The 24,290-nt window shown below is 64.5% G+C and carries 17 protein-coding genes and 1 pseudogene; 7 read left to right on the top strand and 11 right to left on the bottom strand.

Going from position 1 to position 24,290, the window contains the following annotated elements:
- The coding region (locus C5B91_RS17150) for a fumarylacetoacetate hydrolase family protein (RefSeq protein ID WP_115820016.1) at window positions 1-610 on the bottom strand (610 nt) is incomplete at its 3' end.
- A gap of 789 nt (window positions 611-1,399) precedes the next feature.
- Here C5B91_RS17150 and C5B91_RS17145 point away from each other — a divergent pair.
- From C5B91_RS17145 to C5B91_RS17130, 4 genes and pseudogenes are all read left to right on the top strand, one after another.
- A pseudogene (locus tag C5B91_RS17145) lies at window positions 1,400-1,594 on the top strand (2-dehydro-3-deoxyphosphogluconate aldolase); the annotation flags it as partial.
- 685 nt (window positions 1,595-2,279) lie between these two features.
- Complete coding sequence (locus C5B91_RS17140) at window positions 2,280-3,233, top strand: AEC family transporter (RefSeq protein ID WP_004971734.1); 954 nt, start codon at window positions 2,280-2,282, stop codon at window positions 3,231-3,233.
- A gap of 927 nt (window positions 3,234-4,160) precedes the next feature.
- Complete coding sequence (locus C5B91_RS17135; protein WP_008096728.1) at window positions 4,161-4,571, top strand: cupin domain-containing protein; 411 nt, start codon at window positions 4,161-4,163, stop codon at window positions 4,569-4,571.
- Between the two features lie 119 nt (window positions 4,572-4,690).
- Window positions 4,691-5,524 carry a phosphoenolpyruvate hydrolase family protein gene (locus C5B91_RS17130; RefSeq protein WP_008096729.1) on the top strand — a complete coding sequence of 278 codons (834 nt, stop codon included), beginning with the start codon at window positions 4,691-4,693 and terminating at the stop codon, window positions 5,522-5,524.
- 83 nt (window positions 5,525-5,607) lie between these two features.
- Here the strand turns inward: C5B91_RS17130 and C5B91_RS17125 are convergent, their stop codons facing one another.
- From C5B91_RS17125 to C5B91_RS17090, 7 genes are all read right to left on the bottom strand, one after another.
- Window positions 5,608-6,870, bottom strand: a complete 1,263-nt coding sequence (locus tag C5B91_RS17125; RefSeq protein ID WP_115820017.1) for a PQQ-binding-like beta-propeller repeat protein — start codon at window positions 6,868-6,870, stop codon at window positions 5,608-5,610.
- Window positions 6,871-7,092: 222 nt separating this feature from the next.
- Entirely contained in the window at window positions 7,093-7,836 is a 744-nt protein-coding gene (locus tag C5B91_RS17120; protein WP_004971743.1) for an ABC transporter ATP-binding protein, read from the bottom strand.
- A complete protein-coding gene (locus C5B91_RS17115) occupies window positions 7,833-8,591 on the bottom strand; it encodes an ABC transporter ATP-binding protein (RefSeq protein WP_004971745.1) in 759 nt (252 codons plus the stop codon). Before C5B91_RS17115 ends, C5B91_RS17120 begins: the two co-directional genes overlap by 4 nt.
- Entirely contained in the window at window positions 8,591-9,733 is a 1,143-nt protein-coding gene (locus C5B91_RS17110) for a branched-chain amino acid ABC transporter permease (RefSeq protein ID WP_008096732.1), read from the bottom strand. Before C5B91_RS17110 ends, C5B91_RS17115 begins: the two co-directional genes overlap by 1 nt.
- On the bottom strand, window positions 9,730-10,671 hold the full coding sequence (locus C5B91_RS17105) for a branched-chain amino acid ABC transporter permease (RefSeq protein WP_008096734.1): 942 nt from the start codon (window positions 10,669-10,671) through the stop codon (window positions 9,730-9,732). The genes C5B91_RS17110 and C5B91_RS17105 overlap by 4 nt, the downstream gene beginning before the upstream one ends.
- 276 nt (window positions 10,672-10,947) lie before the next feature.
- Window positions 10,948-12,366, bottom strand: coding sequence for a substrate-binding protein (locus tag C5B91_RS17095; RefSeq protein ID WP_008096737.1), 1,419 nt, complete (start codon window positions 12,364-12,366; stop codon window positions 10,948-10,950).
- A gap of 181 nt (window positions 12,367-12,547) precedes the next feature.
- Window positions 12,548-13,759, bottom strand: coding sequence for a Tm-1-like ATP-binding domain-containing protein (locus C5B91_RS17090; protein ID WP_008096739.1), 1,212 nt, complete (start codon window positions 13,757-13,759; stop codon window positions 12,548-12,550).
- Window positions 13,760-14,211: 452 nt separating this feature from the next.
- On the opposite strand from C5B91_RS17090, the gene C5B91_RS17085 reads away from it, so the two are divergent.
- Window positions 14,212-19,434 (top strand): ThuA domain-containing protein, encoded by a 5,223-nt coding sequence (locus C5B91_RS17085; protein ID WP_115820018.1) that lies wholly within the window; start codon window positions 14,212-14,214, stop codon window positions 19,432-19,434.
- A gap of 117 nt (window positions 19,435-19,551) precedes the next feature.
- Here the strand turns inward: C5B91_RS17085 and C5B91_RS17080 are convergent, their stop codons facing one another.
- The 3 genes from C5B91_RS17080 to C5B91_RS17070 form a co-directional block, all read right to left on the bottom strand.
- Window positions 19,552-20,952, bottom strand: coding sequence for an alkaline phosphatase family protein (locus C5B91_RS17080; protein WP_115820019.1), 1,401 nt, complete (start codon window positions 20,950-20,952; stop codon window positions 19,552-19,554).
- Window positions 20,949-22,145 (bottom strand): inositol-3-phosphate synthase, encoded by a 1,197-nt coding sequence (locus tag C5B91_RS17075; RefSeq protein ID WP_049913696.1) that lies wholly within the window; start codon window positions 22,143-22,145, stop codon window positions 20,949-20,951. The genes C5B91_RS17080 and C5B91_RS17075 overlap by 4 nt, the downstream gene beginning before the upstream one ends.
- A gap of 80 nt (window positions 22,146-22,225) precedes the next feature.
- Entirely contained in the window at window positions 22,226-22,435 is a 210-nt protein-coding gene (locus tag C5B91_RS17070; RefSeq protein ID WP_008096745.1) for a hypothetical protein, read from the bottom strand.
- A gap of 184 nt (window positions 22,436-22,619) precedes the next feature.
- On the opposite strand from C5B91_RS17070, the gene C5B91_RS17065 reads away from it, so the two are divergent.
- Together C5B91_RS17065 and C5B91_RS17060 are read left to right on the top strand one after the other, a co-directional pair.
- Complete coding sequence (locus C5B91_RS17065) at window positions 22,620-23,399, top strand: TatD family hydrolase (RefSeq protein ID WP_199519540.1); 780 nt, start codon at window positions 22,620-22,622, stop codon at window positions 23,397-23,399.
- Between the two features lie 3 nt (window positions 23,400-23,402).
- Window positions 23,403-24,278 carry a sugar phosphate isomerase/epimerase gene (locus C5B91_RS17060; protein ID WP_049968643.1) on the top strand — a complete coding sequence of 292 codons (876 nt, stop codon included), beginning with the start codon at window positions 23,403-23,405 and terminating at the stop codon, window positions 24,276-24,278.
- The last annotated feature ends 12 nt before the right edge of the window (window positions 24,279-24,290 follow it).

The raw sequence follows: 24,290 nt of genomic DNA, 5'->3' as shown, positions 1-24,290 counted from the left end.
GAGGGTCGTCGATGTCATCGGGCGTGACCACGCACGGGCCGAGCGAACAACAGCGGTCGTAGACCTTCGCCTGCGGCAGGTACAGCGGGTTTTCGCCCTCGATCGACCGACTGCTCACGTCGTTGCCAACAGTATAGCCGACGATTTCGCCGCGCCGCAGGACGATACCGAGTTCGGGTTCGGGGACGTCCCACTGGGAGTCGTCTCTGACGCCGATGGCGTCGCCCGGTTCGACGGTCCGAGAGGGGGTGGCTTTGAAGAAAATCTCCGGCCGGTCAGCGTCGTACACGTCGTAGTACATGTCCGGCATGGAACTCTCTTCTTCGCGCGCCTGCTCGCTGATCTGGTAAGTGACGCCCGCCGCCCAGACTTCTTCGGCGTCGACCGGGACGGTCACGTGCTGGTCGACGAACTCCTCGTCGATCACGTCGGCGTTTTCGGTGAGTTCGGCGGCGAGTCTGTCAATTGGGATTCGGGCGATAGCGGCCACCCGAGCCAGGTCCCCGAACGTCCGGAGGTCCTGGTCGGCGGTCGTGAGGTCGTACGTCGTGGAGTCGCGAGTTGCCGTGAGACAGCGCTCTCCCGACACCTCAAGCTGGTGGTACTGCATTCGAACCCTGGTTTATAACCAAATCTAATAAAATTATGTTCTGTGGTGTCTTGCACCACACGTTGTCTCCGCAGTCCGGGGGACGAACGCTCACGTTCTGAATCACAGAATAAATTTGTCCCGAGTCGTCGGCTCGGCGGAACCACCTGCAACGAACTGGCAGAAAATGTCGGCTGATGCTGAAAACTGCAGTTTCGTTGCACATCCGTAAACGCGAAATCGGCTATGGATGTTAGAACGAGCATACACACTCTCTCTCTCCCATCGGATGGCGTGGGGCTGTTAGCCGTGTCTGTGTTCGGATATCGTTGGTTCGCGCCGTTTATCGAACCGAACACCGGTGGTTAGAACTTGATAAGACATTCTTGATTTCAGAATGAAGTGTCCCGAAACCACGCTGATCTCCTCCGTGGCAGGTCTGAATGACTCCGTTTCTGAACCAAACCATTACAATCGTAGTATTGTACGAGAAGTCTCGTTCGAACTCACAACTGGCCGTGAAGAGCCTATAGAGGACCGAAAAATCCACTTTTTAAACGACGTTCTCTAGTTTGGAACACAATCTCGAATATCGGTGTCTGTCTGTCGACGGTCGAATCACGGATCACCCTACGTGCCCCGAAGGGAACGTTCCACTTGAGAGCCAATGGTGGCCTGTGTAAATTCGGCGACGAAGGACGCGGGGCCGAAGTCGGTAGCCAAGTGCGCGGTCCGAACTGTGTGCCTGTGCCGTTGAGTTACAGCCCACTTGAGGGTGGCCACCGCGGGGACCGTCTTCGACGCGGCGACGGCGCGGACATGGTGAAAGTGTTCCCCACCGGCACGCTCGGACCGGGGTTCGTCTCGGCGCTCGGTGGTCCCCTCGGCCACATCCCGACCGTCCCGACCGGCGGGGTCGGACTGGACAACGTCGGCGAGTTCGGCGTTATCGAAGCGAACGCCCGCGCGTTCAGCGCGGCCGTCGAGGCCGCCCGAACCAAGTAAATTCGGCCGGTTTCGAGGCCGTGGTTCGTTACTGCCTCGTCGGTGCGTCACGTTCGACTACAGTGGGTGCGACCGAGTTGCAGGGTATATCGACTGACACCTCTTCCATCTGCGGGTGAGGGAATTCCGACCGTGTTTGAGATATCACGGGTTGCAGTCTCTCTCCTGTTCGTGCCACCCAACCTGTGTTGGTGTCGTCCGAGGTGCAGGGAGGGCTCTCGATGGGTCTCTGCCCCATCTGAATTGTATATCCGTAGAAATATTGTAGCGCCATTCAGAAAATCTGAATATTCTAAATAATCTGGATTCCCTAAACAATTTTGTATAGTGTGGCCCCACCGAGATTATAGCTTCATCGTGTTATTTCTATGTTCTATCTAGGACTAACTATTAATTTTTGGAAATCAATACAACTCAATCAGTGCGATTCGCCATCCGACTAGGAATCTTCCCCGAACTGTTATTGCATATTTTGAGCACAATCTGATGCGTGCCTTCGGAAGCGACCGTCCAAATTCTGACGTCGGCCGTCCTCGTCGGCAACGGTCTCCGACCCCGCACGTAACCGTCTCCGATACTATTTATACCAGAAGCAATATGGAAGTGACATGAGCCGACAGCGACAGCGCAGAGTCTCAGTCGACCCCGTCCGACCGCCGAACCGACCCTCCTCGGGGGGCCAACTATGTCGTTGACGGGGGCGTTCACGAACGCGATTCTCCCGATTCTCGGCGTCGCCGTCGTCGGCTATCTCCTAGCACGAACGACGGACATCGACGTCGGGCCGATAAACACGCTCGGATTGTACGTTCTCATCCCGGCGTTGGCGTTCCACAGCATCGCCACGACGACCCTGGACGGCGGTGAAGTGCTCAAACTCGGCGTCGGCGTCGTCGGCTACGCGCTCCTCATGATTGCTATCGCGTGGGGCGTCGGCCGGCTCGCGGGCGAGTCGGGGCCGCTCCTCGGCGCGCTCATGCTGGCGGCGGCGTTCCCGAACTCGGGCTTCGTCGGCATCCCGCTGTCCGGGTTCGCGTTCGGCGAGGTCGGACGAACGACCGCCGTCATCTACCTCACCATCCAGAACCTCGTGGTCTACACTCTCGGCGTCTACATCGCGTCCAACGGCTCCGACAGCGGAGTTCTCGACGCAGTCACGGAGATATTCCGTCTCCCTCTCCTGTACGCCATCATCGCCGGCGTCATCGCCCGCGCGCTCGGTCTCGTCCCGCCGGCCGATTCGGCGCTCATGGAGACCGTCGGACTCGTCGGCGACGCGTCGATTCCGGTCATGTTGCTCATCCTCGGCATCCAGCTGGCGGAGACCAACGTGTCCGTGATATCGCGGTCGCTCGCGCCGACGGCGCTGAAACTCGTCGTCGCGCCGCTCGTCGGGTTCGGACTCGCGCTCGCGTTGGGGTTCAGCGACCCGACCGTCGCGAAGGTGTTCGTCCTTGAGTGTGCCACTCCCGCCGCGGTCATCCCGCTGGCGCTCACCATCGAGTACGCCGACGAGACGGCGGTCGACGGTATCACCGCCCCCGAGTACCTCAGCACGACCATCTTTACGACCACCGTCGCCAGCGTCGCCGTCCTGACCGTTCTCGTGGCGGTCTTGCAGGCGGGGGCGCTGTTCTGAGTAACCTCGGGACGGCGGTATTCGGGCCCGTTATCGACGAACGATCTAGATTCACATTTCGAAAGCACCGTTTCTGATACCCGGTCCACTTCTCGCGTGAACCTCGAACAAGGGTCTCGCGGCGCACCACGGAGTCGCGCTGGTTGTTGTCTCGTAAACGCGGCGAGCCGTAGCGGCAGTCGCTTCTCAGGTGGGTGTCAGGAGAGTGCCAGCGCCACGAAGCCGCTCGACACTACGCGGGACGGTACAGCGTAGAACCGACTGATGACCCCACTGCGGTCTTCTCCCGTCTCGTAAACTGCGAACGGTGGCACACTGGATTACAACCATATGTCTGTAATGGAATTGTTACAGATATACGCCTGTAATCTCGACTGAATATGCGGGTCGAGCGTCGACTCCGAGGGACACCGCACTCGCGTTTGTACGCCTCCATTCTCGATATGAAAATGAGTGTTTAGCGGCCGCCCCGTTCGTCACCACGCGACTCACTCTCGATACGAGAACGACGGTCGTGTTACCGGTCGTAATCCGCATCGCCCGCGTGAGGCGAACAGTCTCCCGGGCTCGACGAGGCGGATAATCTCCTGTACCTCGGCCTGATTACGCTCGGTCTCGGGGGCGTTCATGGTTCGGTCACCGGTGGGGACGTTCACGCTCTGCTCGGCGATTATATTGATGTATTAATAATTTACAACACGCAAACGGAGTGGTCCGGCCACGCGGGTACTGTCGGTTCGAATCGGAGTGAATCGGCGTTTGAGGCTATCTGTTGCCGGTTCTGTAGCGAAACTCGCTCATTTCGGCCCCACACCGTCGTTTTCCTCTCGAAAATGCTTGGGGCCCTCGTTGGCGCTCGCCGGGCTCTCTGACCGCGTTCCGACCACCAAAATATTTAATAATTGATACTGTTTGACTCAACACGTCATGGTATCCGAAAAGCGGTTCGTCCAGGCGGACGACGTAGAGACGATTCAATTGGACTGGGGCACGCTGAAGTGGATGAACACACCCGAGGTCACCGGCTCCGAGGGATTCAGCGCCGGCGTCGTGTTGCTCGAACCCGGGAAGGGCCACGAGCGACACACCCACCCTGATAGCGAGGAGATACTGTACATCCTCGGCGGCGAGGGCGAACAGACCATCGAGGACGAGACCCGGACGGTCGGCGCGGGCGACATGGTTCACATCCCCAGTGGCGTCGAACACAGCACCATCAACACCTCGTGGGAGCCGCTTCGGTTCCTCGCTGTGTACTGCCCGCCCGGCCCGGAAGCCGTGATTCGCGAGGACGACGACGCGACGGTCTTCCCGCCCGGCGAGTTCCCGGACAACTGATTCGCGCGGACGAGCGACTTCGTATCGACGCCATTTCGGTCGGGTCGCTCGCCCGACGCCCGGCCGCCGGTCGATTCTTCCGAAATATTAAAGTCGTATGCGATGGCCTGTCAACTCGGATGAAGTATACTCGTGCTGAATCACTCGACCGTATCGAATCCACGATCGAATCCGGCGACCCCGTCATCGGCGCCGGTGCCGGAACCGGCATCTCCGCGAAGTTCGCGGAACGCGGCGGCGTCGACCTGCTCATCATCTACAACTCGGGGCGCTACCGGATGAACGGTCGGGGCTCGCTGGCCGGTCTCCTGCCGTACGGCGACGCCAACGAAATCGTCGTCGAGATGGGCCACGAGGTCATCCCGGTCGTCGAAGACACGCCGGTGCTCGCCGGCGTCAACGGGACCGACCCCTTCCGCGAGATGAGCGTGTTCATCGAAGACCTGCGCCGTCGCGGCTTCTCCGGCGTCCAGAACTTCCCGACCGTCGGACTCATCGACGAGGACAGCAGCTACCGGAAGAACCTCGAAGAGACCGGCATGGGCTACGACAAGGAGGTCGAGATGATTCGCGAGGCGAACGAGCAGGGTATGCTGACGTGCCCGTACGTCTTCACCGAAGAGCAGGCCAAAGCGATGACCGAGGCCGGTGCCGACGTCATCGTCTCCCACATGGGGCTGACGACCTCCGGCGACATCGGCGCGGAGACGGCGCTCGACCTCGACGACGCGGCCGAGCGCGTGCAGGCGCACCACGACGCCGCCAAGTCGATCCGTGACGACGTTCACGTCATCTGCCACGGCGGCCCCATCGCGTGGCCTGACGACGCGGAGTACGTCCTCAACAACACCGAGGGCGTCGTCGGCTTCTTCGGCGCGTCGAGCATCGAGCGCCTCGCCACGGAGGAGGCCATCGAGAATCAAGCGCGCAAGTTCAAGGAAATCGACTTCTGAGGGCTTTCGAGACGTTCTCGTTCGAGCGATTGCTACCGCTGCGGTGATTAGTCGTCGCGGAGGCGGTCTCGCGTACAGTCGGATTACTCGACTGCGTACACCTTCGCGTCGGTCCCACCGAAGTACAACCGCCCGTCGACGAGCGCCGGGCTGGACCCGACGCCCCGCCCGTCGATTTCCATGAACCACTCTTCTTGCCCGTCGGTCGTGATGGCGTGGACGCCGACCCCGTCGCCGTCCGACTGCCGGTGCGTCCCGACGTAGAGCGTGTCCTCCGTCAGGACGGGACTGCTCCCGACCTCCAGCGCGGGCGTCTCGAAGCTCCAGTTCTCGGCGCCGCTCTCGCGGTCGAAGCGGAACACCTTCGCGTGGTTCGTCGTCGGGTCGTCGAGCGTGTTGTAGGGCGTGTGACCGACGTAGACGGCTTCCTCGCCGACCGCGACAGAGCCCGAGATGTATCGGCCCGCCGTGTCGGCGAGCCACTCTCGCTCGCCCGTCGCCGCGTCGGCGGCGTGGACGTTGCCGTTCCAGTCGGTGAAGTACACGGAGCCGTAGGCGACCGCCGGGCTCGACCATATCATGTCGCGGGTCTCGTAGCGCCACTCGACCTCGCCGGTCGAGCGCGACAGCGCGTACAGCGCCTCGTCCGAGGAGCCGACGTACACGCGGTCGTCCGTGACCGCCGGACTGCTGACGACCTCGTCTCCGACCTCGTAGTGCCACTCCGTCTCGCCGGTCTCCGCGTCGAGCGCGTACACCCAGCCGCTCTCCGAGACGTTGGCCTCCTCCGCGTACCACGCGCACGCGAGGTTGTGACAGCCGACGCCGGTGTAGACCGTCCCGTCCCAGACGGTCGGGCTCCCTCGAATCAATCCGTCGAACGCCCGGGACCAGCGTTCCTCGCCGGTCTCGGCGTCGATGGCGTACAGGTGTTTGTCGTACGACCCGATGTAGACGATACCGTCGGCGTAGGCCGGCGTCCCTTCGATTCGATGGCCCGCTTCGAAGGACCAACGGTCCTCGCCGGTCTCCGCGTCGAGCGCGTACAGGGAGCTATCGGCGCTCCCGATGTAGACGGTGTCGTCGGCGACGATTGGGCTTCCCCAGAACGCCCCGTCGGCCTCGAAGGTCCACTCGATCGAGGGTTCCGAGTCGAGCGGGGACACGTCGCCGATGTAGCCGGTGTTGTACCGCCCCCCGCGGAACGTCGGCCACGAGGTGACCGGTTCGGACACGGGGTGGCTCTGCGACGTAGACGCGACTGGAGGTCGCTGACACCCCGCGGCGAACGTGAGCGCGGACGAGGAGAACGCGGCGAGAAATCGTCGTCGGTTGGTCCGTTTCATGTCCCGTGTGTTCGAGTGTCACGAAATAATATTGTCGACTGACTGACGGCGACCGGGGCGAAGAACCGACTTCGAAATGCGAGACTGAGCGCCGGGGCAGGAACCGGAACGAGAGCGGAACGAGAGCCGCGGAGCAAATCGGAACGAGAACGGACCGAAACGGAAGCGAGGTGGGAGAAAAAGAGCGCGTCCGTCGCGCCGAGGGGCGCGCGTTCGGCGCGGTCAGACGACGAGGTACTCGTCGAGGTCTTCGGATTCGAGTTCGTCCACGGTCCCTCTGTAGACGATGTCGCCCTGGTCGAGCACGTAGCCGCGGTCCGCGATTCGGAGCGCCTCGCGGACGTTCTGTTCGATGAGGAGCACCGTCAGCCCCTGGTCGGCGATTTCCGCGACGGAGTCGCCTACCGCCTTGACGATTTGGGGGGCCAGTCCCTCGGTCGGCTCGTCCAACAACAGCAGCTTCAGGTTCGGGAGCCTGAGCGTCCGCGCGATGGAGAGCATCTGCTGTTCGCCGCCCGAGAGCGTCCCGGCCTGTTGGGTCCGCCGCTCGTCGAGCCGCGGGAACAGGTCGTACAGCTCGTCTATCGACATCGTGCTCTCGCCGCCGCCGAGGCCGCCCCGGCGGATGGTGTTCCACCAGCCGCGGGTGATTTTCGACATCTCGAGGTTCTCCTCGACCGTCAGTTCGGAGAACAGCCGACGACCCTCGGGAACGACGCCGATGCCGCCCATGGCGATGTTGTCGGCCGGCCAGTCCGTGATGTCGTCGCCGTCGAACCGAATCGACCCGGACCGAATCGCCGGCGGTTCGGTCCCGGCGATGCTGCGGACCGTCGTCGTCTTCCCCGCGCCGTTGCGGCCGAGGAGCGTGACGACCTCGCCCTCGTCGATGCCGAGCGAGACACCGCGGAGGATGTGGCTCGGTCCGTAGTAGGCGTGCACGTCGTCGAGTTCGAGCAGGCTCATTGTTCCCCACCTCCGAGGTAGGCCTCGCGAACGGCCGGATTCTCCCGAATCTCCTCGGGGGTACCCTGCGCGATGAGCCGTCCCTGATGGAGCGTGAAGATGCGGTCGGACACGTCGAAGACGATGTCCATGTCGTGTTCGACGAGGAAGATGGTCATCCCCCAGTCGGCGAGGAGGTCGTGGATGAGGTCGACCGTTATCTCGGTCTCCGTCGGCGACATGCCGGCGGTCGGCTCGTCCATGAACAGCAGGTCAGGGTCGGTCGCGAGCCCGATGGCGACCTCTAAGCGCCGCTTGTCCCCGTACGGGAGCGAACCGGCTTCCATCCGGGCCTTCGAGTCGAGGCCGATGGTCTCCAGGATGTCGTTCGTCCGCGCTTGGACCTCGTCGAACGAGTCCCGCCGGCGGAAGAAGTTGACCCGGAACGAGCCGTGTTCGGCCGCGAACGACGCGACCTGCACGTTCTCGCGCACCGTGAGTTCCGGGAGAATCGACGCCGTCTGGAACGACCGGCCGACGCCGAGCTGTGCGATTTCGAACGGCTTCATGCCGACGAGTTCGTTCCCGGCGTAGAACACCTCACCCTCGGTCGGGCGCAGCCGACCGGTGATGGTGTTGATGAGCGTGGACTTGCCAGCCCCGTTGGGGCCGATGAGGGAGACGAGTTCGCCCTCTTCGACTTCGATGTCGACGCCGTCGAGCGCCGTGAGCCCGCCGAACTCCTTGGTGAGCCCGTGGGTTTCGAGCAGCGCCATCAGTTCTCACCTCCCGAGGAGTCGCCGGTCGAGTCGCCGCCCGTGAGGGAGTCAAGCAGTTCTCTGGGTTCGCGGAGCGCGCCGGTGAAGGCGGTCGTCATCCCCCAGATACCGTCGCGGTAGACCCACACGACCGTGGTAAACGAAAGCGAGAGCAGGAGCAGCCAGTAGTTGCCGAGCGTCGGGAAGCCGTTGACGATGCCCTTGAAGTAGAAGAACACGAACGTCCCGATGACCGGGCCGGCGAGCGTGCCGAGGCCGCCGAGAACGGTCATGACGACGACGTCGCCGCTGACGGACCAGTAGAGTCGCTCGACGCCCGCGAACTGGGTGTTGACGGCCATCAGGCCGCCTGCGAGGCCGACGATGGACGCAGAGAGGAGGAACGCCGCGAACTTGTAGCGCCAGACGTCGAGACCGACGAACGCCGTCCGCGTCTCGTTCTCGCGAATCGCCTTGAAGATGAGTCCGTAGGGCGACTTACGGATGCGCGTGATGGAGGCGACGACGGCGACGAAGAAGACGCCGACGAAGAGGTAGAGGTTGTTCACGACGAGTTCGCCGAGGAGGCCGCCGTACTGGTGTTCCAGTTCGAAGAACCCGAGGACGGGCGACCGCGGCACTTCGAGGCCGTTTATGCCCTTGGTTATCTCCACGAGCGGTTCTCGGGCGAGGAAGTAGAGGAACTGGCCGATAGCCAGCGCCACGATGGAGAAGTACACCGTGTGGAGACGCAGGAGAATCAGCGCCGCGACCGCCCCGAGGGCGACCGCCGCCAGCGTCGCGACGACGATAACTGCCAGCGGGTCGTTGTACACGTGAATCGCGAACAGCGCCGCAGCATAGCTCGCGGTTCCGAAGAACATGGCGTGCCCGAACGAGAGGAGGCCGGTCTGGCCCAACAGGAGGTTGAACCCGAGCGCGAATATCGACCAGATGAGGATCGTAACCGCGAGTCCGTGATACCCCTGGAAGATGTCCGAAACGACCGGTGCGCGGCCGAACGCGTACGAGAACGTCAGGACGAACAGCACCGACGACAGGAGGACGAACGACTCGGTGTGTTTGATTCCGTCCCAGGTGTCCCAGCTAATCAACGACGATTCTTCGTCTACGGTCTTGTGGATGTTGTCCGTGCTCATTGTCCGACCTCCGCCGAGGGGAAGATACCGCTCGGCCTAATCGTCAGCACCACGATGGCCAGCAGATAGATACTGGCCTGCGTCATGCTCGGTTCGAGTTCCGTCGCCACCGCGAAGGTGAGCCCGGCGAGGAGCGCGCCGACAACGGTCCCGCGCAAACTGCCGACGCCGCCCATGATGACGATGACCAGCGACGGGATAATTATCTCCATGCCGATCTCGGAAGTCACGTTGAACAGCGACCCGCCGAGGACGCCGGCGAGTCCCGCGTAGGCGGCACCGACGGCGAATATCAGGAGGAACGGCCTGCCGACGCGGATGCCGAGCATCTGCGTCATCTCGGAGTCTTCGGTGCCCGCCCGCACGGCCAACCCGTAGTCGGTGTATTTGAAGAACGCGAAGATGCCGGCGACGAGCAACAGCGTGAGCGCGACGACGAGGACGCGTATCGTCGAGGCCGCGCTCATCCCCGGCGGCGTGCCGATGAGGGGAAGCGAAATCGCGCCCGTGAGCCACTCGGGCCGGGGGTAGATGGTCCCCGTCCGGCCGAAGAGGATGGCGACTAACTCTTGAGCGGCGATGAGGATTCCGAATGTCACCAAAAGCTGGTCGAGAAGTTCTCGCTCGTAGAACGGTTTTGCGATCCAACGCTCCATCGCGACGCCGAGGACGAAGATGACGACCGGCGTCAACACGAGCGCGGGTATGAACCCCCAATCGAGTCCGACCTGTCCGAAGTCGCTCAACAGTCCGCCGTACTGTTCGCTCGACGCGATGAGGAGCCCGATGTACGCGCCGCTCAAGTAGAGGACGCCGTGGGCCATATTCACGTATTTGAGCGACCCGAACACGATGGACAGGCCGACCGCGACGAGCAGGTACAGCGACGCGACGCTCAGCGCGATGAAGAGGAACCCGACGATGCTGTCGATATTCATCGTTTCCACCTCGGTACAGATGTGAGTAAGCACTTCATGGTGTGCACGATTATTCATGAATTCTTCAGTATGTTAATCTTGTGTTTCGCTGACTTCTGGCATGCCAGCGGGCCGCTCTCCGGGTTCGTCGGGGGCGGTCCCGGATGTCGGCGCGGCGCGAATGCAGTCGAGTGGGAGAATGGCGTGCGCGCGGCCGAGAACGCCGATGGCCGCTCGCGGATTATCGACTGCAGAAAATGGGAGTAAGGTACGTCGTATCGAGGCTTGGTCCGGCCGTTACTCGTCTCCGTACTCGTTGTCGCCCATGGCGCAGTTCGACGCCGGGAACTCGCTGCACTCGTAGACGAGCGGGTCGGTCGTCTCGACGATTTCCGTCCGGATACCGAGTTCTTCGGCGCGGTCGTCGCCGACGCCGCGGACCATGTACCACGGGCGCTCGACCTGGTGGTCGCAGGTCCGGTACGAGGAGTCGCCCCACGCGAGGCTCCACTCGAACTCTTCGAGCGTTCGAACCACCGTCGGCGGGTGGAACGTGCCGGCCTCTTCGACGGCGGCCGCGTACACCATCATCGACTCGTAGGTGTGCAGCGAACTCTGGTTGGGCGTCTCGTCGTACTCGGCCTGATAGGCTTCGACGAACGTCTGGCTCGCCTCGTTGTCGGCGTTCGGGTTCCACGGCTCCATGCCGAGGACACCTTCTGCGTCCGCGCCGAGCGGGTCGAGGGTGAACGCGCTGACGTGCGGGATGATGACGTCGATGTCGTCGGTCAGGCCGGCGTCTCGCAGTTGCGCGAGGCCGCTGGCGGCGAAGTTGCCGAAGCTGGAGAAGTACAGCGTGTCGGCACCGGAGTCTTCGAGCGCCTGAATCTGGGAGCTGTGGTCGGTCTCGCCCTCCGCGATGGCGGCACCGCCGGCGTCCTCCCACGGACCCTGTTCGGTGAGGTACTTGCGGGCGGCGTCGCGGTTCGACTGCCCGTAGGAGTAGTCCATGTAGATGTGGAACAGCGAGCGGTCCTCGCCGAGGACTGAGGGCGCGGCCTCGCCCATCGCCATCCCGATAATCTCCGCGTGGAACGTCGGGTGGAAGTAGTATCGCGAGCAGTTCTCCCCGGAGATGCCGGCGGACGTTGAGTTCCCGCCCATGAACGGAACTTTCTCTCGCTGGGCGACGTTCTGCATCGCCATCGTCACCGTACTGGACATGCCACCCGTCCAGAACTGGATGTTGTCCCGCTGAATCATCCGCTCGATGTTGTCCTGTGCCGTGTCGGCGCTCCCGGCGGTGTCGGCCTTCGTCGGCTCGACCTGGTAGCCCATGATGCCGTCGCCGCTCAGTCGGTCCCAGTAGTCGACGAGGCCGCCGCCCTCGTTCAGGTGTTTGACCGCGAGGTCGAAGCCCTTCTCTTGGTCTTGGCCGTCGGGGCCCAACGCGCCGGAAGTCGGCCCGTTGAATCCGATGCTCACGGAGCTTCCCTCGGGCGGGAAGTTCCCGATAGCCTCATAGTCCTCGCCGCTGTCGTCGCCGCCGGACGTGTCCCCGCCAGAGGAGTCGTCGCCTCCGCCGCCGTCGGTGTTCTCGGTCTCGGAACCGCCCCCACCGGTACAGCCCGCGAGGCCGGCCGTGAGTCCGGCCGTCCCGATTGCTTTCAGATAGCGTCGCCTGGATTCGTCAGTTAGCGCTGGTTGATCAGTCATGTTTCTTCGGAACGCTGGTAGTGACATGGTGTCATGGTATAGTTAAACTTTGTGATTATCCGGGTAGAAATCAGGTCACCCGGCCGGCCCGCGAGCGCGAACTCCCCCTCGTCGGCGCTCAGCACGTCGTCGGCAGCGGGGGCGACCCCCGAGTCCCGTTCTCGATTCGGAAACGCCCGGGTTAGGCCGCCGCCCGCATGCGGCGGTCGATGGCCTTCGCGAGCGTGAGCGCGAACTCCTCGTCGTTGATGTTGGCCGACGACTCGATGACCTCCACGTGGTCGTCGAGGTGCTCGCGCAGCGCGTCGAACAGCGCCTCGTCGGCCTCGGGGTCGTAGAACTCCTCGCCTTCGGCGTCGAGCATCGAGACGCCGCCGAGCGGGAGCGCGAGCGTGGTCGGCCCGGTCGCGGTGTTGAGCTTCTCCGCGATGATTCGGCCGAGTTCGGCGTTCTCCTCTGGGGTCGTCCGCATCAGCGTCACTTGCGGGTTGTGGACGTGGAACTGCCGGCCGTCGAACTCGTCGGAGATGGAGTCTTTCGGCCCGAAGTTGACCATGTCGAGCGCGCCGGTCGAGACGACCTGCGGGATGCCGCGCTCGGCCGCGGCGTCGAGCCGGTCCGGACCCGCCGCCAGGACGCCGCCGACCAGTTCGTCGGCCCACTCGGTCGTCGTGACGTCGAGCACGCCGTCGATAACGCCCTCTTCGACGAGCGACTCCATCGCCCGGCCGCCGGTCCCGGTCGCGTGGAAGACGATAGTCTCGTACCCGCGCGCTTCGAGCCAGTCGCGCGCCGTCTGGACGCACGGCGTGGTGACGCCGAACATCGTGATTCCGATGGTCGGTTTGTCCTCGGTCTCGACGGCCGGCTCGTTCGACACCATGCCGACCATCGCGAGTGCCGCGTTGGAGATGACGGTCCGCGAGAGTTGGTTGAGCCCCTCGATGTCGGCGACCGAGTACATCATCGCGATGTCGTGGTAGCCGATGTACGGCTCCGTGTCCCCCGAGGCCATCGTCGAGAGCATCAGTTTGGGGACCCCCATCGGAAGCGCGCGCATCGCGGCCGTCGCGACCGACGTGTTCCCCCCGCCGCCCAGACCGAGGACGCCGTCGAGTTGGCCCTCCGCGTGGAGTCGCGATGTGACGACGGCCGCACCGTCGCCCATGGTTTCGATGGCCTTGCCGCGGTCGCCGGCCTCCCGAAGCGCTTCGAGGGTGCTGCCGCCCGCCTCGGCCACGGCCGCGGCGTCGGTGTCCGGTTCGATTTCGGGCGCTCCCATCACGCCGACGTCGACGAGGTGAACCTCGATTCCCTGCCCTTCGAGCACGTCGCGGGCGAACCCTATCTCCTCGCCCTTGGTATCGAGTGTGCCGACGATGACGACGCTCATCGGTCACCCGCGGTGGACCGCTCGCGTCGGGTCGGTCCGCACCCGTCGTTCGAAACCTCGACGCCGCGCGGCGTCGCCGCCGATGCGACTGATTGTGTGCATGCGCGGTTCATACTTGCAATCGTGGCAACACTACAGACTGTAATTAATATTGGGGTCAGTCCAACGTTCACCGGCTAGTGAAGCATCGAGACATGCGGACACGACTTGCCGCTGGACAGTACATTCAAGTAATGTTAGTTCATGAGATTTGGTAGCCCAAATCAATGAGCCGACGGAAATAATGGCTATACTTCCGTTACACCTCGCCTGTCAGTTGGGTGGGAACGCGGGAGTGAGAGCCGCCCGTTCGGCGAATTGGCCGGGTACACGGCTGGGTTGCGGTTCGCGAGAGCAGCGCAGTCCTGTAATCGCACGGTAACCAACGACGACAGCGGTCGACGCAACACACTATGACACACGACGACGACACGACACGGGAATCGAACCCCGACGACGGCGACAGCGAGGGACTGAACATCAACCGACGCAACTTCATGAAAGTGAGCGGCGTCGGGGCGGCGAACTTCCTCGGGGCCAGCGGCGTCGCACAGGCGAAACAGCTCACCACCGACGACACGATTCGCCTCGTCGCGACGGAGGGAGACATTCTCGCGGCGTACACGAACGAGGAGTCGGTTATCGAGGGTTCGGGTCTCGCCGACGCGATATCCGACTGGCGTCAGGGCGACCTGACGACGAACTCCCTGCTGAAGGGAATCAACAGTTGGCGCAACGGGACGGAGATAGAGACCTCGGCGGACTCGTTCTCGTGGGTCGCGACCGCGCCCTCCGAGATGGAGGATACGACCAACCCGACGCTCGTCATGCACGAGGGCGAGGAGTACGAAATCGAACTCTCGAACGCCATGGACGAGGACATCACGTTCATGCTCGCGGACCCGACCGGCGAGGTGATGGAGTCGTTCTCGACGATGCAGGGGTCTGGCGACTCACAGACGGTCAGCTTCACCGCCGAGTCGTCGATGGCGATGTACTACGCCGAAGAGCACCCCGAGGAGATGCGGGGGAGCGTCGAGATAACGCCGCCTCCGGCCGAAGACAACATCAGCGTCCTCATGATGGGCGGCCCGCAGGGCGGCAGTCACAACGCGCCGGCCCGGCAGGTCCAGCTCACCGAGTACATGCTGGACCGCGGCATCGAGGTCCAGTACACCGACCGGCTCGCCGACCTCGAACCCGACGTGCTCCACCGCTACGACGCGTGGATCATGATGGACAACCGCGGCGCGAACTACGGCCAAGAGCTGACTCCGGAACAGGAGCAGTCCATCGTCGAGTTCGTCGAGAACGGCGGCGGCTTCATCCCGATACACAGCGCTTCGGCGTGTTTCACCGGCTCGGACGCCTACATGAACCTCGTCGGCGGCCAGTTCGCCGCTCACAACTTCGGCGAGATGACGACGAGCTTCGCCCAGCCGAGCCATCCGATTCTGTCGACCCTCGACCCCATCACGGTCGAAGACGAGACGTACCGCCACATGAACCTCAACGACGATATCAACGTGCTCGCCTACGCGCAGTTCCCCGACGGCGACAGCATCCCCGAGTACGACGACGGCCGCGAACAGGGCGAGCCGTGGTCGTGGACTCGCACACAGGGCGACGGGCGCATCTTCTACACCGCGTGGGGCCACGGCAGAGCCCCGTGGGCGACCGACGGCTTCAAAGCGCTCATCGAGAACGCGATTCGCTGGGTCACGAAGAACGAAGACACCATCGCTGAGGACACCAAGGTCCTCAACGACCTGGAGTTCATCGACGCCGACATCCCGTACTATCCGCCGCCGGAGGGGAGCCTCCTGGCGCCGGAGGTCCCCGAGGAGGTCGGCAGCGGAACGAGTTGGAACAAGATGCAGCGGGCGTTGAACCCCAGCGAGACGGTCCGGCGGACGATTACGCCGGAAGGGTTCGACCTCAAGCCGTTCGTCACCGAGGGCGACCTACCTGACGACGCGAAGGGGAACATCCTCGACGCGAAGTTCGACGCGCAGGGTCGCGTCTGGCTGTCGGTCACCCGCGACTATCCGAACGAGCTAGGCCAGGACCGCGACAAAATCGTCGTCTGCGAAGACACGGACGGCGACGGACAGGCCGACGAGTTCACCATCTTCGCGGACGGCCTCTCGGTGCCGGTCAGTATGGTTGTCGTCGAAGACGGCGTCGTCGTCGCCGACCTCGACGACCCCAGCGAGAGCGGGAAGATGGTCCACCTCGTCGACACGGACGGGGACGGGCAGGCTGACGAGCGAAACGTCCTGTTCTCCGGGTTCGGTAACGGCGACACCCACGCCGGCCCCAACGAACTGGCCCACAGCATCGATAACTGGATTTGGGGACAGGTCGGGTACGGCGGTTTCAGCGGCAACATCGCCGGCGAGGAGCGAAACTTCAGTTCCTCGGTCTACCGATTCAAGTTAGAAGACGGCTCGGTCACCGACTTCGAAATCGTCGGCGCACTGCCGGGGAACCAGGCGGGCCTCGGTTTCACCGAGGAGGGTCTCGCCTTCGGTTCGGCCGCGACCTCCGGGCGACCGAGCAACTACTTCGCTATCCCGCATCAGTACTACGACCTCATCGAGGGAACGGGACCGAACGACTTCGGTGCGGCGTCTGATTCGAACCGGTTCCTCCCGGTCACCGACCGCGTCCGGCAGGTCGACCTCCACGGCGGGTACACCGCGGCGACCGGCCACACCATCTACACGGCGCGCGAGTACCCCCAGAAGTACTGGAACAACACCGGCTTCGTCGGCGACGGCACGGGTCACATCCTCGGGTCGTTCTTCCTCTCGCAGGACGGTGCGGGCTACAACACCCACTACGCCCACAACATCGCCGGCGGCACCGACGCGTGGTTCGCGCCGTCGTACTCCTCCGTCGGCCCGGACGGCATGCTGTGGTTCATCGACTGGTACAACTACATCTACCAGCACAACCCGACGCCCGGTGGCTTCGAGAACGGCCCCGGCAACGCGTACATGACCGAGGTACGCGACCACGCAACTGCCCGGCTCTTCCGCGTCGTCTACGGCGACGACGACGGCTACGAGCCGACCGACCTCGCGGACGCGAGCGTCTCGGAACTCGTCGACACGCTGTCGAGCACGAACATGTTCTGGCGGCGGACGGCCCAGCGGCTGTTGGTCGAACGCAACGAGACGGGCGCGCTCTCGTCGCTCGTCGACCTCGTCACGACGGAGACGCTCGACGAGATTAACCTCGACCCGGCGGCGATTCACGCGCTGTGGACGATGCACGGCCTCGGCGCGCTCGACGCCGACACTGGAAACAGCACCGCGATTCAGGCCGCGCTCGGCGCGCTGACGCACTCTTCGCCGGGCGTCAGGCTCACCGCACTCCGCGTCCTGCCGTCGACGACGGACACGCGACAGGCGATTCTCGACAACGACCTCCTCAACGACGAGGACGGTCGGGTCGCCATGTGGGCGCTCGTCGCGCTCGCGCAGACGCCGTCCGACGACGCGTCCGGCGAGGCGGTCTACGAGATGATTAGCGCCGAATCGAACTATCAGGACACGGTCCTCGTCGACGCGGCGTCGCTCGCCGGCGCGACCCACGCCGACGGGTTCATCCCGGCGTACGAGGCCAACGAGGACACGAGCGACGGTGGGGACGACACCGGCGACCTGCCGAACCTCCTCGAAAACCCCTCGTTCGAGACGCCCGCCGGTGGCGACACCGGGGGTGACTCAGACCCGATGCCGGCCGGCTGGTCGACCACCCCGTACACCGGTTCACCGGAGTTCGCGTACGCCGAGACGGGCTACGAGGGTGACCGGAGCGTCCAAGTGTCGTCCACCGAGGGAGCCGACGCCTCGTGGAACACGACGGTCGCGGTCGACCCGAACACCGAGTACACTCTCTCCGCGTACGTCAAGACCGATAGCGTCCAACTCGTCGACGGTACCTCGATCGGTGAGGGCCCGCTCGGGGCGACTATCAGCGTCGAGCAGATAGCGAACACGGACTCGGGAACCCAGTGGGACACAATTCCGTCCGGACTGACCGGCACCAACGACTGGACGGAGGTGAGCATCACCATCAACAGCGGCGACCTCGAAGAACTCCAGATCAACTGCCTGTTCGGTGGCTACGGCGAGGCGACCGGCACGGCGTGGTTCGACAGCGTCTCGCTGACCGACCCCGACGGTACCGACGTGCTCTCGAACGGTTCCTTCGAAGAGAGCACCGGCAGCAGCGAGCCCGCGATGCCCGCCGACTGGACGACGAACACGTTCGCGGGCACCGCAGAGTACACCTACGCGGACGCGGGTCAAGACGGCAGCCAGAGCGTCCAAATCTCGTCCGCGGAGGGCGCGGACGCGGTCTGGCTCACCGACGGCATCTCGGTCCAGCCCGAGACGGAGTACACCCTCAGCGGCTGGATAAAGACCGAGAACGTCCAGGTGAGCGACTCGGCCCGCGGTGCGCTGTTCAACGTCCACAGTACGGACTTCGAGACGGGCCCGCTGACTGGCACCAACGACTGGACGGAGGTGAGCACCACGTTCACGACGGGTGCCGACACCACGACGGTCCAAATCAACTGCCTGTTCGGCGGCTACGGTAACGCGACCGGCACGGCGTGGTTCGATAACGTCTCGCTGACCGACCCTGACGGGAACAACGTCCTGCCGAACGCGTCGTTCGAAGAGGCCGCGAGCACCGACTCGTCGTCGGACCCCGAGGGCCCGGCGAACTGGGAGGGAACCACTTACGGCGGCACGGCTGAGTTCACCTACACCTCGGACGTGGCGCGGACGGGCGACTACAGCGTCCGGGTCGACTCAACGGAGGGTGCGGACGCGTCGTGGACGCAGTTCCGCGACGACCTCGAACCGAACTCCGAGTACCGCTTCCGAGCGTGGGTCAAGACCTCGGACGACTTCAGCAACTCCGAGGACGGCTTCGGTGAAATCGGAAGCTCCTACGGCGTCACCATCAACATCCACTCACTCGGACAGGGCTCCGTCACGGACTACTACACGGACCCCGTCGAGGACTGGCAACTGCTCGAAACGACGTTCTCGACCGGCGCGTCGCCCGGCGAGTTCCAGTTCAACCTGTTGTTCGGCGGCTGGGGCAACGCCACCGGTACCGCGTGGTTCGACGACACCGAACTCAAGCGCATCGGCGGCTCCGGCAACGGGCTGGAACTCGTCTACGACCGCGTCACCGAACACGTCGAGGCGACCAGTGGTGACGGGAGCGACGACGGCGGCAGCGACGACGGCGGCAGCGACGTCATCCCGTCGGGGTCGACCATCGAACTCGAAGCCGAGAGCAACGAGGGCTGGACCGGCGTCTCGCCGTCCGGTATCGCGGACGCGACGAACCCGACGCTCACCCTCGAAGCCGGCGGCGAGTACACGGTCACGTGGACGAACCGCAACGGCGCGCCTCACAACTTCGAGGTCGTCAACGGCGACGACACCGTCGTGAACGACATCTCCACGTCGTACCTCGCGACGCAGGGCGAGTCACAGAGCGTCACGTTCACCGTCACCGACTCGATGGCGGAGTACGTCTGTCGCGCCCACAGCTTCCGGATGCGCGGCACCATCGAAATCGCGAGCTCGGGAGGTAACTGAGCGGGCGAGACGCGTTCCGACCGCGGTCCGTGGCGTCTTTTCTTTCGTATCGAACTTGAGCCGAGCGACGCGGAAAATCAGCACTTCGGGCGCGTCGCGGCGATGCCCGGACTACACCTACACCTGCGGGCCGGCGAACAGCGACGGGCGCTCGAACGCGAGCGACACGTCGTCAGCGATGCCGAGCAGGTCCGCGACCGTCGGGGCGAACCGCCGGGCGTCGACGATTCGGTCGGACGAGCCGTCGGGGGCCGCCGGCCCGCCGAAGCCGTAGAAGCCGCGCGTCTCGGGGTCGACGCGACCGTGCGACCCGGACACCTTCGTCGGGTCGAGCGTCACGAGCCCTTCGTCGCCGAGAAACAGTTCGCACGGGTCGAAGCCGGGCTTGGCGTGGATGTCCATCTCCGTCGCGTACGACGGCGCGTCGGCGTCGTCGGTCCACCAGTAGTACTGGAACCACGCGTCCGCGTCGGCGACGGCGACGAGGTCGCCGGCGTTCGGGTGGTTCGCGTCGCCCCGCGCTTCGCCTTCGACCACGGCGTCGACGCCGGGGAGCGATTCGAGAACCTCTCGGGCGGCCGCCGGCCGGTCGGTGTACACGTGCGCGATTTGGTGGTCGACCATCGCGAACGCCGACGACGCGGCGATATCGACCTCCTCGCCGCCCTCGCCGTCGTCGCGCACCGAGAGCAGCCCCGCGTCGCGGAGCGCCCGGTTCGGGAACGCCGGCGTGTCGACCGCGTTGAAGCCGTACTCGTTGACGACGCCGACCGCCGTTTCGGACCAACGGGGCGTCGCTTCGAGCCAGTCGAGGAACTCGCCGACGAGGTCGTCGACGACGCCGACGGCCTCCCGAAGTTCCGGGGAGTCGGGACCGTGCCGCTGCGCGTCGTAGTCGAGGTGCGGCACGTACACCCACAGCAGGTCCAGGTCGTACCGCGCTATCGACTCCCGCGCGGTCGCGAGAATCCACTCGCTGCTGCGCTCGTCGGCGACCGGCCCCCAGTAGTTGTGCAGCGGGAAGTGGCCGTACTCCTCGCGGAGGTCGTCGTAGAACTCGTCGGGATTCGTCCAGCAGTCCATCTCCATGAGGTTGTTGTCCTCGTCTTCGATGGGCGACGGCGTGACGGCCACGTCGGCGCTCGTGCCGATGAGGTGTTGGAAGAACAGCGCGCCCGTCGTGAGGCCCGCCTCGTCGCTCGCGGCCTCCCACAGCCGCGTTCGCGTTCCTCGGTCGCGCTCCCAGAACTCGGCGACCTGTCGGTCGCGGTCGAACTCGCCGCTGGACACGTCGCCGTGGGCGGCGGGCGACTGCCCGGTCGAGAGAGTCGTCTGTGCGGGCACCGTGACGCTCGGAAACGGCGGTTCGAGCGCCCCGGACGGCTTTCCGGCAAGTAGGTCGGCGATATTCGGTGCCAATCCCTCGTCGAGATGTTCTTGTTGGAGTCCGACGACGTCGAGGACGACGACGCGCCCGGCACCGGACGCGGTCGCGTCCGAGGTCCTTCGAGCCGTCACGTTCCCTCCGCGTGGCGCTCCGCGTAGTCGTAGAGGAGTCGGAACTGCTCGGACAGTTCGTGTCTGTCGACGCCCTCGGGGGACTTGAAGAAGGACGCGAGGTGCGGCATCGTCCCGCCCTCGCCGCGCTCGTCGGCGAAGGCGGCCAGCCGGACCATGTCGAGGACGAGCGGGGCGGCGAGCGCCGAGTCGGCCCCCTCCCACGTGAACTGCATCTTCATCTTCGTCCCGAGGAAGCCCTCGAAGTGGACGTGGTCCCACGCGGTCTTCCAGTCGCCGAGCGACGGCGTGTAGTCGATGCGGACGGCGTTGTGGGTCTCGTACCCGAGGATGTCGTCCAGCAGGCTGCCCTTGCTCTCGATCTTCCCCGCCTTGTTGGCGTCGTCTTCGAGGACGAGCCCGTCGCTGTTGCCGAGAATGTTGTGGCCTTCCCACGAGAGAACGCGCAGGTTCCGCCCCGCGAACATCGGCCCGAGCGCGGACTTCATCAGCGTCTCGCCGGTTTTCCCGTCGCGGCCCATGTGCGGCACCTCGTTTCGCTCCGCGAGTTCGCGGAGCCCACCGAGCGAAGAGCCGGTACTGGGGGTGAAGTTGATGTACGGGTGGCCGTCGAGGAGCGCCGCGTACGCGTACAGGGCGCTCGCGGGGAGGTTCGGGTCGTCGCGCTCGACCGCCGTCTCGAACGCCGCCAGCGTGTCGTAGTCGCCGGGCGTCGGAATCGGCGGCTCGGTCGACGCGGCGTTCACGACGACCAGTCGGTCGACGTCCTGCGAGTCGGCGAAGGCGGCGTAGTCGGCCCGTATCTCCTCGACGATGTCGGCGACGGCCACGTCGTTACTCTCCGTCTCCGAGGACATCCCCTCGACCGCCTCGCCGCACCGGCGCGCGGTTCCGAGTTCGACGCGCTCGTCGATTTCGCGGAGGTCCTCGCGGACCGCGTCGAGGGTGTCGGGTGCCACGACGCCGCCGTGGCCCGCCATCTCCTCGGCGGTCTCCTCGATTCGCTGGGCCCGGATGTCGTGGCCCCCGAACACGAGGTCGTCGACGGCGGGGAGGTCCAGCGCGGCCACCGGTTCGTTGGCCGTCACCATCCCGGTCGTGTCCGCGACGCCGCGGGCGATTGCGCGCGCGCCGGTCATCGAGACGCTCGCGACGTTACCTCTGGCTCCGATAATCCAAACTCCGACTGTCATCGACTCACGATTGCGGTGTGCGATGAAGAATCTTGTCCTTCAATCATGTTGTTTCTGTGTCGGTCCCGGTTGGAGGGAACTCACCAGTCGCGGGAGGTGTCAGCGTCCCGTCTGTCGAGTTGGTCGCCGTGTTTGCTGAAGTCGAGGTTCCGGTCGAGGACCGTCTCTTCGGGGTGCCGCCACGTCTCGTCGCAGTCGACGCAGCGCCACTCCTCGTAGGGGCGACCCTCCTCGGGCGTGACGCGGTTCGATTCTATCGGCTCACCGCAGAACGGACAGTGTTCAGGCATGCGACTACGGAGTCTGCACGGACGAGTAAATAGCTGTCTCCGCCGTCGCTTGCGGTCGCTTCAGTCGGTCGCTTCGCCCGGTCGTTGCGCCCTCGTCCCGCGGCCGTCACCGAATCCACCGAAACAATGATTAACTACCATCAGAGAGGTAGGTCACATGTCGATACCAATTATCGACCCGCACATGCACATGGTGTCTCGCTCGACGAGCGACTACGAGCGCGCCCGGCTTGCGGGCGTGGAATGTTGCGTCGAACCCGCGTTCTGGAGCGGGACGGACAAGCAACACGCGGCGTCGTTCTTCGACTACTTCGAACAGATAATCGAGTTCGAGACCGACCGGGCGGAGCGGGCGGCGGGCATCGACCACTACGTCACCGTCGGCCTCGAACCGAAGGAGGCGAACTACCCCGAGATGGCGGAGGCGGTGATGGACGGGCTCCCCGAGTACCTCGACCGCGATCACGTCGTCGGGCTCGGCGAAATCGGCCTCGACCAGGGGACAGAATCCGAGGAGTACGCGTTCAGACGACAGCTCAGAATGGCGGAAGAGCGCGAACTGCCGGTCATCATCCACACCCCGCACACCCAGAAGCCAGAGGGGACCGAGCGACTCGTCGAGATGATTCAGGACGAAGACGTGACCGAAGAGCGAATCGTCATCGACCACAACACCGAGAACACGGTCGATATCTCGCTGCAGACCGACTGTTGGCTCGGCTTCACCCTCTACCCCGGAAAGATAGACGCCGAGACGACCATCGACATCCTCGAGGAGTACGGCACCGACAAGATGCTGCTCAACAGCGCCGCCGACTGGGACCCGTCTGACCCGCTCGCGGTCCCGAAGGCCCGAGACAAGATGCTCGACCGCGGCTGGGACCGAGACGAGGTCCGGAAGGTCGTCTACGACAACCCCCGGGAGTTCTTCGGCCAGTCGCCGAACTTCCACTACGAGGTGTGACCGATGGAGTTTGGCTTCTCGATGAACGCGTTCCGGCAGCGAACGCTTACCGAAGGCGTCGAAGCAATCGCCGACGCCGGCTACGACGGCGTCGAAATCCTGCTTGACGACCCGCACCTGTTCCCGGGGACGGCCGACGGCGACGACCTCGAACGCGCTCGCTCGCTCCTCGACGACTGCGGCATCGAAGTCAGCAACTGTAACGCCTTCATGCTCAGCGCCATCGAGCCCTCCGCGGAGAGTCGGGCGGCGACGTTCAACCGCGACACCGAGGCGTTCCACCACCCCTCGTTCGTCGAACTCGCGGCCGAGGACCGACAGGCGCGGGTCGACCACACGAAGAACGCGCTCGCCACCGCGGCCGCGCTCGGCTCGGAGAGCATCTCGATTCCGCCGGGTGGCCCGGTCCCGGAACGCATGTCGCGGGCGGACGCGCTCGACGCGTTCGTCTGGGGGCTCCGCGACGTCGCCGACGCCGCGGAGAAACTCGGCGTCGACGTGCTGGTCGAACCCGAACCGCACCTGCTCATCGAGACCTCCGAGGACTTCCTCGACCTCGTCGACCGCGTGGACTCACCCCGAATCGGCTGTAACTTCGACGCGGGACACTTCTACTCGGTCGGCGAGGACCCGGTCGAACTGGTGGAGCCGCTCGCGCCCCACACGCCGCACTACCACCTCGAAGACATCCCGGGCGACCGCACCCACGAACACACCCAACTCGGCGAGGGTGCGATGGACATCGACGGCTTCCTCGAAGCGGTCGAAGCGACCGGCTACGACGGCTACGTCACGGTCGAACTGTACCCCTACCAGGAGACCGCGGCGGAGACGGCCCGAACCGCGATGGAGTACCTCGAAGCCCATGGGTGGGCCTGACCGCGCGGGTCG

The organism is Haloferax sp. Atlit-10N (genome assembly GCF_003586325.1).
GTDB lineage: Archaea > Halobacteriota > Halobacteria > Halobacteriales > Haloferacaceae > Haloferax > Haloferax prahovense.
The sequence above is the reverse complement of the archived record's forward strand: the minus strand, read 5'-3'. Positions and strand labels throughout refer to the sequence as shown.